We start from the raw sequence: 12,206 nt of genomic DNA on the forward strand, positions 1-12,206 counted from the left end.
ATGCTGAAGCCCAGCCAGGAATCCTGGCTGGGCTTTGCTAACGAGTGTAAGTGTCACACGCGATTAGTCGCGCGGAACCTCGACCTCTTCGTAGGCCTGGATGATATCGCCTACCTGGATGTCCGGGTAGGACAGAACCATACCGCACTCGTAGCCGGCGTTGATCTCGTTGGCATCGTCCTTCTCGTGACGCAGCGACTCGATCTTTGCATCGGTCGTGATGACGTTGCCGTCACGCACGAGGCGAACCTTGCCATTGCGCTTGACCTTGCCCTCGGTGACCATACAACCAGCGATGGTGCCGACAGCGGAGGACTTGAACAGCGCACGAATTTCAGCTGCACCGGTGTCGCGCTCCTCGTAAATGGGCTTGAGCATGCCCTTGAGAGCAGCCTCCACCTCTTCGATGGCGCGGTAGATGACGGTGTAGTAGCGCACATCGACGCCCTCAGCGTTAGCTTCCTCGGTGGCCTTGCCCTCAGCACGAACGTTGAAGGCGATGATGACGGCGTCGGAAGCCGCTGCCAAGGAGACGTTGGTCTGGGTAACCGCACCCACACCACGGTCGATGATGTTGAGCTGTACTTCGTCGTCGACCTCGATGTCCAACAAGGCATCCTCGAGGGCCTCGACCGAACCGGCGTTGTCGCCCTTGAGGATGAGGTTGAGCGTCGAAGTCTCCTTGAGCACTGCATCCAGATCCTCGAGGGACACACGCTTGCGGGCCTTGGCCTGCAGTGCGGAGCGCTTGCGGGCGTCACGCTGTGCGGCAATCTGGCGTGCCACGCGGTCATCCTCGACCACCAGCAGGTTGTCACCTGCGCCAGGCACGCCATTGAGGCCCTGTACCTGAACCGGGCGGGACGGACCTGCCTCTTCGACGTCTTGGCCGAATTCATCAAGCATGCGACGAACACGACCATGCGAATCGCCGACAACGATGGAATCACCGATGTGCAGCGTACCGCGCTGGATGATGACGGTAGCCACCGGACCACGGCCGCGGTCGAGGTGTGCTTCGATGGCAGCACCCTGAGCGTCCATATCCGGGTTCGCGGTGAGCTCAAGAGCAGCATCAGCAGTCAGGATAACTGCCTCAAGCAGCTCATCGATGTTGATGTTGTTCTTAGCGGAGATGTCCACGAACATCGTGTCGCCGCCATACTCTTCCGGAATCAAGCCGTACTCAGTGAGCTGACCACGGATTTTATCCGGCTGAGCTTCCGGCTTATCAATCTTGTTGACTGCCACCACGACCGGGATGTCCGCAGCCTTGGCGTGGTTGATGGCCTCCACGGTCTGCGGCATCACACCGTCGTCAGCAGCGACGACGAGGATAGCCAAGTCCGTGGACTTCGCACCACGCGCACGCATAGCGGTGAAGGCCTCGTGACCCGGGGTATCCAGGAAGGTGATGGTGCGCGGGCCGTCCTCAAGGTCAACGACGGTCTGGTAGGCACCGATACCCTGGGTAATACCACCGGCCTCACCCGCACCTTCGTTGGTCTTACGAATGGTATCCAACAGGCGAGTCTTACCGTGGTCGACGTGACCCATCACGGTGACAACTGGCGGGCGCTTCTCCAGAGCCTCTTCGCCACCCTCGTCCTGGCCGAACTGAAGGTCAAAGGACTCAAGCAACTCACGGTCCTCGTCCTCTGGGGAAACGACCTGAACGTCGTAGTTAATCTCAGAGCCCAGCAGCTGCAGGGTGTCCTCGGAGACAGAAGCGGTTGCGGTCACCATTTCACCAAGGTTGAAGAGTGCCTGAACCAAAGCTGCTGGATCTGCGCCGATCTTCTCAGCGAAGTCAGCCAAGGAAGCACCGCGACGCAGGCGAACGGTCTTGCCGCCGCCGTCAGGCAGGCGTACGCCGCCTACCTCGTGCTTCTGCTGCTCTTCAAACTCGTGGCGCTTCTGACGCTTCGACTTCTTGCCGCGACGCGGAGCGCCGCCTGGGCGGCCGAATGCACCAGCGGTGCCGCCGCGACGACCGCCGCGACCACCGCGGAAACCGCCGGGTCCGCCACCGGGGCCACCGTGGCCCGGGCCACCACGGCCGCCACGGCCACGGCCGCCGCCTCCTCCGCCACCGGAAGACTTGGACGGCATGCTTGCCGGGTTCGGGTGGGACGGCATCATGGCCGGCGATGGACGACGACCGCCGCCGCCCTTGTTTCCGTCACCCTGCGGGCGACCGCCACCCTTGCCGCCGCGGTTATCGCCCGGCTTAGCGCCGGAACGCTGGCCCTTCGAGCCACCCGGACGCGGCCCAGGGGTTGGACGGTCACCGCTAGAGCCACCCGTAGAGAACGGGTTATTAGCTACACGGCGGGTGCCACCCGGCTTCGGCATGGAGCGCGGCGTAGCACCACGCTCGCCACCTTTAGCAGAGCTCTTCTGCTGTGCGCCCGGCTTGGGGGCGCCAGCACCTGGCTTCGGCGCAGCGGCGCCCGGCTTCGGAGCTACAGCACCTGGCTTGGGGGCGCCAGCACCTGGCTTCGGAGCTGCGGCGCCCGGCTTCGGAGCTGCAGCACCTGGCTTCGGCGCAGCGGGCTTAGCGGGCTTTTTCTCTGCCGGTTTGTTCTCTGCAGACTTCTTTGCTGCAGGCTTAGGCGCACTGGAGCCGGAAGCTGCAGGCTTATCCTTCTTCTCGCCGCTCTGAGCTTCCTTAGCTTCGTAGTGCGCGCGCATCTTCTTAACCACCGGGGGCTCGATGGTCGAGGATGCGGTTTTCACGAACTCGCCCTGTTCTTTCAGCGTGGCGAGTAGTTCCTTGCTGGTTACACCGAGCTGCTTTGCCAACTCGTGTACACGTAGCTTTCCGGGCACTTGTCTCCTCTTTAATCTTCCTAGGAGCCAAGGCCGCGAAAATACGGCTTGACCCCTAGTTAATGGCTATGGACTGTCATCGCTGATGCTGCTTCATGGTTGTGCGCTCATCAGTGTTCGGTCTTCCTTTTTAACTCTGGGTCGCACGGACTGACGCCCGCCGACGGCACCTGCTGCTGGGCAGCAAGGTACTCACGTACGTGACCTGTGTCCACGTCAGTGGACATTCGGAGCGCGCGCTTGAAGGCACGAGTTCGCTCCGCCAGCGCTACTGCTTCCAGATCTGGTCTGATCCATGCTCCCCTCCCAGGGAGCTGGCGACGCGGATCCGGAACGACACGGCGACCTTCGGGATCGTCCCTATCGGCGACAACCCTGAGCAGTTCCGTGTCGGGATGCTTCTGGCGCGTAGCGATACAGGTTCGGAGTCGCTGTCCTTGAGACATCCAACTCCTTACGTTGTTTCGCCACTGCTACTACGCCACAGCATTCCTGCATGTGGGCCGTTGTCTAGTCTACGCGAAAATACGCCAAACCTTTAATTCCGCCGCGGGTTAATCACGCGCTGCGTCAGAGTGAATATCAATCTTCCAGCCCGTGAGGCGGGCAGCCAGACGAGCGTTCTGGCCTTCCTTGCCGATGGCTAGGGACAGTTGGTAGTCCGGCACGGTCACCTTGGCCACTTGCGCTTCTTCATCGAGGATCTCCACGCGTACAACCTTGGACGGCGCCAACGCATTGCCCACGTATACGCTGGGATCTTCGTTGAAGTCGATAATGTCGATCTTCTCACCGCCAATTTCGCGCATGATGTTGCTCACTCGCGCACCCTTGGGACCGATACAAGCACCCTTGGCGTTCAGGCCCTTGGCATGTCCCACGACAGACACCTTGGAACGGTGCCCCGCCTCACGGGCGATGGCGATGAGCTCAACGGTGCCATCAGCAACCTCCGGAACCTCCAGCTCAAAAAGACCACGCACCAGCTCCGGGTGAGTACGCGACAGCGTAATCTGCACCTTCGCACCAGTGCGGTTGACGCCCACCACGTAGGCCTTGACACGATCGCCATGCTCGAGCTTCTCCCCCGGCAGTTGTTCGGCGGGCAGGAGAATGGCGTCCTGGGAATCGTGCTCGGTACCTAGCTGCACCACAACAACGCCACGCTTGTTGGCGTGAATGTCGCGCTGCACCACACCAGACACGACGGTGCCGATGAGCTCAGAATAGGAATCATAGGTGCGCTCAGCTTCGTCCTCACGCAGCTTGCGCAGGATGGCGTCACGGACAGCCTGCGCGCCGATGCGGCCGAAGTTCTCTGGAGTGTCATCGTATTCGCTGATGACCTCACCAGTTTCGGGATCGCTCTCCGTGACAATGACCGCCACCGCGCCGGAATCTGCATCGATGTCGACACGTGACTTCGTGCCTGCAGCCTTAGTCTCGGCTGACTCGGTGCGGTAATCCAGATAGGAATACAAAAGGGCACCCGCGATAGCTTCGAGCAGGTCCTTCACGTGGACGCCACGCTCGCGCTGAATCGTACGAAGTGCCTCTAGGTCAATATTCACTTATTAGTCCTCTCGGGTTGCCGAGTTCTGCTCGGCGAAATCGAACGTCTGCTTAGTCGCCTCCAGCTCCTGTACCGAAGGTTGAGCAAATTCAATTTCTACCACCGCACGGGTGAGGTTTTCCAATCGCTCGATCTGGTAGTGCACCTCCTTCTTCACAGTCGTGACGAGCGCCACGGATTTTTCGTTTTCTGAAAGAGCACCGATGCGAGCGACGTGGGTGGTATCGGGGACGTCGGCAAGCGCGAAGCCCACGAGCCGTCCACGGTTACGGCGCCAGTGACGTGCGGCGGTGAGTGGGAAGTCCACGCCGGGGGTTGAGACCTCGAGCGTGTAGCCGGCACCAAAGTTCAGTTCACCGGCGTCTTCCTTCGCATCAAACAGTGCTGAAATCTCCTGAGACAACTCCTCGATAAGGTCTGAACTCGGGCGCTCATCACCGTCAACGCGGATAATAACCTGGGATTTCTTGCCAGCCCTCGTGGTCTTCACGTCCTCGATGTCGAGGCCGCGTGGGGTGACGACTGGCTGCAGGATGTCAGTAAGTTGCGCGGGTGTTGGGAATGCCATGCGCTCTAGACTAGGCCACACGGGTAGGGTCTATCGCGTGAACCGCCGAGTAGTTGTGCCTGCCCTCGCCCTCGTAGCCGCGCCGTGGCTCAGTGGCTGCCAAGCCACCAATGCCGTTGTGGACTATTTTGGTCCGCGCGCGGATCCCGCCTTGACCTCCCTCGCTCATGCCGCGAGCGCCGATGCTGAAGCTTTACAGGCGCTCGATGCCGACGCTGCGGCGTTACGCTCGCAGCACGCGGAAGAACTCTATGGGGAAATTGATCGCCTGTGCGGACGGGATGAGAACGGTCAAGCCCCACGTTCCTGTGCGGTTGACAGGGACGTGGCGCCGCGTGAGGCCGCCGATGTTTCCACAGTGCTTCACGACGCCTCCACGTCCACCGAAGAACAACTCGACCACGTGTCCTCGGAGTCCCGTGCGCTTGTCGTGGCGCAGGCCATCGCACTGGAAGCGTGGACTGGTGACGAGCTCGGCGCGGCCCCGGCACTAACGAAGCCTGAAAGAGACCAAGCGGTCGATCTCCTCGAGTGGGAATACCAACAGGTCTACGCCCTCGACTTCGCGCGCTCCTACGCTGCATCGGAGCTGGAGGAGACCATCGATGAGCGCCTCGACGTACATGAACACCGCATTCTGGAGCTGCAGGTAGTTTTGGACAAGCTCGGCGCTGTGCCCCAACCCGCAGCGGCATATCAATCTCCCGGTGGGGCGCTACCCCAGGATGCAGATTCAGCACGTGAATTCATCGACACCGTCGCACACAATGACACTCTGAAGTGGACCGATGCTGCCACGCAGGCCGCGGCGACTGCAGGAAGCGATAGCGAGGCTGAAGCCACGTCGGCGTGGCAGCGTTGGCTTATCGCGGTTGCGGCGCAATCACACCGCTTCCACACCGCCTAAGCGTGTGGCCTACTTCTTGTCCGCGTACAGCGACCAGGCGTAGCGCATCACCGGGATCTGCAGCGGCAAGCGCACCGCGTGATAGATCTTCTTGCCGGTCGACGCTGTGCCGCTCGAAAGGTCCTTGTAGGCCTGATAGAAGTTCGCTGGCCAGACGGCTGCGAGCAAAGCAAAGGCGGACAGGCCGCCGACCTTGCGCGTCGAGGGATTGGCCAGCAGCCCACCTGTCACCACTTCCCAGGCACCAGAAGTGAAGTTGTAGAAGCGGGCCGGTCCCGGCAACTGCGGGGGAATGATCGACTCGAATGGCTCTGGCTTAGCAAAGTGCAGAATGCCCATTGTGGAAAGGGCGCCGGCCATCGGATATGTCAGGGCGGGCTTGTGTGAACTCATGCCCGCTAGCCTACGCTTGCTCCCCTCTTATCCGCGGATGAGCTCAGTGAGGGTATCGACGATCTCGTCAGCAGGGACCTCACGGGTCTCACCACCGCGGATACGCAGCTCAATGATGCCGTCAGCGAAGGAGCGTCCCAAGATAGCAATAAACGGCATACCGAGCAGCTCAGCGTCCTTGAACTTGACGCCTGGGGAGACCTTCGGGCGATCGTCGAAAAGCACCTCGATTCCCGCGCGGTCTAGGTCCTCCACGAGCTTTTGCCCTGCCTCCATGGCGGCAGCATCCTTGTTGGCCACGGCCACGTGCACCTGATACGGCGCCACAGCCACAGGCCAATTGAGGCCCTTCTCGTCGTGGCGCTGCTCCGCCAGAACAGCGAGCATGCGCGTCACACCGATGCCATAAGAGCCCATAGTCGGAACAGCACGCTTGCCATTCTCATCCAGGATGTGAACGTCAAAGGCCTCGGTGTACTTGCGGCCCAGCTGGAAGATGTGGCCGAGCTCAATGCCGCGCTCCAAGGTCAGAGTGCCCTGACCATTCGGGGCTGGGTCGCCTTCCTTGACTTCAGCGGCCTCGATGTATTCATCGACGGTGAAGTCACGTCCAGCGACGCATCCTTCAACATGGCGGTTCGGGGCATCCGCACCCGTAATCCAGGCAGTGCCCGACACCACGCGGGGATCGGCGTAAACCTTTACCTCGTTAGCGTTGAGGGCGCGCGGCCCCACATAGCCCTTGACCAGGAAGGGGTTCTTCTTAAAGTCAGCTTCACCGGCAAGCTCGAACTCAGCCGGCTCCAGGGACGCCTCGAGGCGCTTCTCATCCAAGCCACGATCACCGGGAATAAGAACCGCAGCCAGCTCCCATTCCTTCTCCTCTTCCGTGGCCGCGGGAGCGGCCACCTTGATCATCATGCACTTGAGGGTGTCGGCAGCGCTGACCTCGTGCCCGTCAACGGTGACGCCCGCGCTCTTGGCCCACTCCACCAGCGACTCGATGGTCTCCGCGTCCGGGGTCTCGTGCTCTTGGGCCTCCGGCAAACCATCGAAAGGAATTTCCTCCGGAGCCTGCATGACGACTGCCTCCACGTTAGCGGCGTAGTCGCCCTCAGTGGAACGCACGAAGGTGTCCTCACCGACCTCGGAGACCGCGAGGAACTCTTCGGAGGCCGAGCCACCCATCGCACCGGAGGTGGCCTTGCAGATGGCGTAGTCGATGCCGAGGCGGTTGAAGATGTTCTGGTAGGCCTTGCGGTGACGAGCATAAGACTCATCAAGGCCCTCATCGGACATGTCGAAGGAATAAGAATCCTTCATGGTGAATTCGCGGCCGCGCAGAACACCGGCGCGCGGGCGCTCTTCATCGCGATACTTCGTCTGAATTTGGTACAGCGTGACCGGGAAGTCCTTGTACGAGGAGTACATGTCCTTCACCGCGGTGGCGAACATTTCCTCGTGTGTGGGCCCGAGGAGCATATCAGCGCCCTTGCGGTCCTTGAGGCGGAAGAGGTTATCGCCGTACTCTGTCCAGCGGTTCGAGGTCTCATAAGGCTCGCGCGGCAGCAGGGCCGGGAACAGCATTTCCTGGCCGCCGATGGCGTTCATCTCCTCACGGATAACGTCCTCAATCTTGCGCATCGCGCGCAGACCCAGCGGCAGCCACGTATACACGCCTGGCGCGACGCGGCGCACATAACCTGCACGGACGAGAAGCTTGTGGCTGGGTACTTCGGCATCAGCCGGATCCTCACGAAGAGTGCGGAGGAAAAGCTCAGAAAGACGTGTAATCATGGTTGTTCAGTCTACATCGCTAGCATGTAGCCATGCTGATCATCCTCCCTCCTTCCGAGACCAAGGCCCATGGCGGCGACGGCGCACCCGTGAACTGGGACGCGCTCTCCTTCTCTGAGCTCACTCCGATCCGCCGCGAGATTGCCGCTGCGTTGTCATCCCTTGAGGTCGATGAGGCCCTCGCCGTACTGAAAATTTCGCAGAAGCTGCGTGCGGAGGCCGAATCCAATCGTGAGTTGGAGTCCTCTCCGACCATGCCTGCTCTTGAGCGTTTCACGGGCGTGCTGTATGACGCTCTCGATGCCTCTAGCCTTCCCGCTGACGCGCGTGAGTTCCTGGCAGTGGGCGATGCCTTGTTTGGGCTTGTGCGCGCCAATGACCTCATTCCCCATTACCGGCTGTCCGGGGGGACGAAGCTGGGTGGGCGCACGCTGAAATCACGCTGGGGCACGGCGATTACTGATGAGTTGCGTGCGCTTGCCGACGTTGAACTGATCATCGACATGCGCTCTGGCACCTACCAACAGTTGGGGAAGCTAAAGGAGGCTGCCACGGTGCGCGTGGAGTCCGTGCAGGAGGATGGCTCACGCAAGGTCGTCTCGCACTTCAACAAGCACTATAAGGGCGAGCTTGCCCGCATACTCGCACTGCGCGGCAGCGAGGTAAGCACCATCGAGGACGCCGCCCACATAGCTCAGGACGCGGGCATGCGCACCGAACTGCGCGGCAGCGAGCTGGTGCTCGTGGTCTGATTTATCTATTTATCAATTTATCAACGCCCGCCGATTTATCTATTTATCAATTTATCTGACTGCTATATACTCTCAGTATGACTGGAAACCCTTTTCGCCCAACCTTTGGCGCTAGCCCGCTAAAGTGGGCTGGCCGCAGTGCAGTTCTCAATGACTTCACGGTTGGGCTCGGCGGCGGAGTTGGAAACCCCAATCGCGCAATGCTTATTAGCGGCCATCGTGGGATGGGCAAAACAGTCCTGTTGACTGAGCTCGAGGACCTCGCAGCCCAACAAGGATGGGCTGTTATTCGAGTCAGTGGCCGAAGCAATTCAGTCACTCAGCTCATCGACTCCATCATTCCAGAAAAGATCAACCAGCTGTCTTCTCCATCAACCCGTCGAATCAAGGACATTCGCATTGCGGGCCTCGGTGGCATTGGTACTGAAGAGATCGGTACGCCACCGGTGCCAACATTGGAATCACGCTTGCGTGAACTCTCCGCTCATCTCAAAGACAGCGGAATTCTACTTACTATCGATGAGATTCAAGACGCCGATCCTCATGGCCTTGAGAACATCGCAGTCGCATTCCAGCATCTTGTTCGCGATGAACTCGACGTTGCCATTGTGATGGCAGGGCTTACTGCTGGTGTTGACAAGCTTCTACACCTACCGGGAACAACGTTTTTGCGCCGTGCCCGCCGATTTCACCTTGGACCTGTCAACCCGCAAGCTACAACCAGCGCTTTCAAAGATACTGCAGCACTAACATCGATTGCTTTCAACGACGAAGCTGCCGACCGCGCTACTGAAGCTAGCCACGGTTATCCCTTCCTCATCCAGCTCATCGGGTACTTGGCCTGGAACGCCGCGTCACAAGCCAGTGAAACGACCATTTCCTCAACAACCGTTGACGCTGTTCTCGATGAGGCAATCACGACAATAGGAACGCATGTGCATGATCCTGCGGTACGTGCACTAAGCCAACGCCAACTTGAGTACCTACACGCGCTGGCAGACATAGCAGATGAAGCTGGAACGGCCACCTCCGGTGCTATCGCTCACGAGCTCAAGACAACAACAACGTCTCTCAGTGAAGTGCGCGCGCGTTTGCTAGAACAGGGGCTTATCGACGCCCCACGGCACGGTACAGTTGCCCTAGCGCTGCCATACCTCCGCAATTATCTTCACGCAGGCGGCGAACAAACCTACGTGGATTAAACCTAGCCGATTACACCAGCGGGTGATAGCGCAAACTGTTGCGCTTGAGATCGCATTCAGTGGCGATGGCGATACCGGAGGCAATCTTCCCGCGCTCGCGAAGTCGGAAGAGAGCGTCCACAATACGATCGCGCAGGCTCCACGGATCAATGGTGTTGATGTAGACCTTCGTGCCGCCTTCAAAGCCGGCGAGGGTGGACACGCGCAGCTTGATCATGACGCGCCACGGCTGCGGCAGATCCATGCTCGGCGGGCGGTGATGCCATTCCTCATTGCAGGCCACATCGGGGCCCACAGCCGCGTGGGCTGCGTGAATGAGATCAGACATGCCGCGGACCTCGCCGGGGCTTTGCTCCCATGGCTCACAACACGGCGACTTGGAGTACACCTCCAAGGTGGGATAGCGGTGACCGAAGCCAGCGAAGAGCACGGCGTACTCGTTCTCCGCGATGACTAGGTTGCGCTTGGCTGCGTAGCCGACCGCCCAGTCGTTGTACATGTTGGGGTGCTTGCGCAGGATGGCGTTTTCCTGGTTAGCGGCCATTCCCAAGGCATCGATGGCAACGAGTTGCTTGTGGAGGTGGTCAAAGGACGCGCCGGCCGGTGACAGCCAATTTTGGAAGACGGCCACATAGTCCGCATAGCGGTTGCGCTGATAAAGCTCCCGCGTGGATTCCGCCGTGAAGGTCGTCAGCAAGAAGTGCTCATCCGGGCTCAGTGTGCCGGAGGACGCGAGCTGACTGTCATCCGTCGCGCCGTCCACAAAGTGCCGCGCACCGATGATGACATCGTGGCCGCCGCCGAAGAAACCATCAGCGAGGGCGAGGAGGGAGTCGTCGTCAAGCGCGGCGTCCCTGCCTGCGGCCTTGAGCTTCGTACGCACCACATTGAGCACGTGCGCACGCCCGGCTTCATCAGCCTCATAGCGTTCCTTATGACGGGCCAAATCCGGGTCCATGGTGTAGCCGTAGTTGTCGTGCCAATAATCATAAGAAACAATCTCAAACAAGTTGGGAACACGGCGGAAAGCCGGAGTCGAACTGTCGAGCTCATGCGGCAGCAGGCCGCTCTGGATCTCCCCAGAAGGGAGAATGCGAGACTTTTCCGGCGGAGTATCGAGCATGCGCCCTGAGCAGAATGCACAGGTCTGAGTATGCGCATCAGCTGTCAACGGCTGTGGATCCTTAGCCGAGTGCGACAACGGGCGGTTGCCGCGGCCAGGAACTGTCCACACCTCAGTCCCAGAGAAGGGGTTGATCTGCTTGACGGTTCCGTCCGCCATCGTCTGGATCGGCTCGACGCGGCTAAAGAGTGCTTCGCTCATGCAGCCCAGAGTAGACCTCCGTGCGGCACCGTGCGACTAGACTTGGAGTCCATGCAGCACCGATTCTTCGAAGTAGATGTCTTTGCCACCGGACCGTTCAGTGGAAATCCACTCGCTGTGATTGCTGACGCTGACGATTTGAGCGCCGAGGAGATGCAGCGCATCGCACACTGGACCAACTTTTCTGAGACCACGTTCCTGTGCTCACCTACTGACCCAGCTGCGGATTATCGAGTGCGGATTTTTACTCCGCACGAGGAATACCCCTTTGCCGGACACCCCACGCTCGGCAGCGCCCGCGTCGTAGCTGAGCTCCACGGCAAGACCGGAACTCTGGTTCAAGAATGCGGCGTGGGCCTCGTCACGGTGCGCCAAGAGGAGGGCCGTTTCGCCTTCGCCACCCCACCACTGGTGCGCGAGGGGGAACTTTCTGAGTCTGAGCTTGATGAAGCCGCCTCGGCCCTCGGCGTCGACGTCGCTGACGTTGTGGACTCAGGGTGGGTCGATAACGGCCCGGGCTGGCGTCTCGTGCAGCTGGAGTCTGCCGATGCCGTTCGTGCACTCACTCCCACGCCGACGCCAGGCGTCAAGGTAGGGGTGGTCGGACTGACCGGCGACACTAGCCCCGCCTACGAGGTGCGCGCCATCACCGCCCAGTTCGAGGACCCCGTTACTGGTTCCTTCAATGGCGGCGCCGCCCAATTCCTCCGCGCCAAGAACGCCGTGCCCGCCAGCTATACTGCCGCCCAAGGCAGTCAGGTTGGCCGCGATGGTCAGGTGTTCATCACCGACGATGGCGATAACATCTGGGTTGGCGGCGAGGCCCACATTCGCGTGCGCGGAACGTTGGTGTCCTAA

11 protein-coding genes are annotated in these 12,206 nt (G+C 60.4%); 4 read left to right on the plus strand and 7 right to left on the minus strand.

Annotated elements, in window-relative coordinates; genetic code table 11:
* Positions 1-63: 63 nt before the first annotated feature.
* The 4 genes from infB to rimP all read right to left on the minus strand — a co-directional run bounded on the left by infB (position 64) and on the right by rimP (position 4,973).
* Positions 64-2,832 carry a translation initiation factor IF-2 gene (gene infB, locus M5J09_RS00075; RefSeq protein WP_257156577.1) on the minus strand — a complete coding sequence of 923 codons (2,769 nt, stop codon included), beginning with the start codon at positions 2,830-2,832 and terminating at the stop codon, positions 64-66.
* Between the two features lie 110 nt (positions 2,833-2,942).
* Positions 2,943-3,278, minus strand: coding sequence for a YlxR family protein (locus M5J09_RS00080; protein ID WP_144790235.1), 336 nt, complete (start codon positions 3,276-3,278; stop codon positions 2,943-2,945).
* A gap of 108 nt (positions 3,279-3,386) precedes the next feature.
* Positions 3,387-4,403, minus strand: a complete 1,017-nt coding sequence (nusA, locus tag M5J09_RS00085; RefSeq protein ID WP_042531316.1) for a transcription termination factor NusA — start codon at positions 4,401-4,403, stop codon at positions 3,387-3,389.
* A gap of 3 nt (positions 4,404-4,406) precedes the next feature.
* Entirely contained in the window at positions 4,407-4,973 is a 567-nt protein-coding gene (gene rimP, locus M5J09_RS00090; RefSeq protein ID WP_257156578.1) for a ribosome maturation factor RimP, read from the minus strand.
* Positions 4,974-5,010: 37 nt separating this feature from the next.
* On the opposite strand from rimP, the gene M5J09_RS00095 reads away from it, so the two are divergent.
* Positions 5,011-5,880, plus strand: coding sequence for a hypothetical protein (locus M5J09_RS00095; RefSeq protein WP_257156579.1), 870 nt, complete (start codon positions 5,011-5,013; stop codon positions 5,878-5,880).
* Between the two features lie 9 nt (positions 5,881-5,889).
* Here M5J09_RS00095 and M5J09_RS00100 read toward each other — a convergent pair whose 3' ends face one another.
* Together M5J09_RS00100 and M5J09_RS00105 are read right to left on the minus strand one after the other, a co-directional pair.
* A complete protein-coding gene (locus M5J09_RS00100) occupies positions 5,890-6,273 on the minus strand; it encodes a hypothetical protein (RefSeq protein ID WP_257156580.1) in 384 nt (127 codons plus the stop codon).
* A gap of 27 nt (positions 6,274-6,300) precedes the next feature.
* Entirely contained in the window at positions 6,301-8,070 is a 1,770-nt protein-coding gene (locus M5J09_RS00105; RefSeq protein ID WP_257156581.1) for a proline--tRNA ligase, read from the minus strand.
* A 32-nt stretch (positions 8,071-8,102) separates the two neighbouring features.
* Between M5J09_RS00105 and yaaA the strand changes: the two genes are divergently transcribed.
* Positions 8,103-8,822 (plus strand): peroxide stress protein YaaA, encoded by a 720-nt coding sequence (gene yaaA / locus M5J09_RS00110; RefSeq protein ID WP_257156582.1) that lies wholly within the window; start codon positions 8,103-8,105, stop codon positions 8,820-8,822.
* A 77-nt stretch (positions 8,823-8,899) separates the two neighbouring features.
* Positions 8,900-10,024 carry an AAA family ATPase gene (locus tag M5J09_RS00115; protein ID WP_257156583.1) on the plus strand — a complete coding sequence of 375 codons (1,125 nt, stop codon included), beginning with the start codon at positions 8,900-8,902 and terminating at the stop codon, positions 10,022-10,024.
* 10 nt (positions 10,025-10,034) lie between these two features.
* Here M5J09_RS00115 and M5J09_RS00120 read toward each other — a convergent pair whose 3' ends face one another.
* The gene (locus tag M5J09_RS00120) at positions 10,035-11,348 is read right to left on the minus strand and encodes a DUF4921 family protein (protein ID WP_257156584.1); all 1,314 of its coding nucleotides are present in this window, start codon (positions 11,346-11,348) and stop codon (positions 10,035-10,037) included.
* A 51-nt stretch (positions 11,349-11,399) separates the two neighbouring features.
* Here M5J09_RS00120 and M5J09_RS00125 point away from each other — a divergent pair, with 51 nt between their 5' ends.
* A complete protein-coding gene (locus M5J09_RS00125) occupies positions 11,400-12,206 on the plus strand; it encodes a PhzF family phenazine biosynthesis protein (RefSeq protein WP_257156585.1) in 807 nt (268 codons plus the stop codon).

Source organism: Corynebacterium sp. BF-R-2 (assembly GCF_024586525.1).
GTDB classification, from domain to species: domain Bacteria; phylum Actinomycetota; class Actinomycetes; order Mycobacteriales; family Mycobacteriaceae; genus Corynebacterium; species Corynebacterium singulare.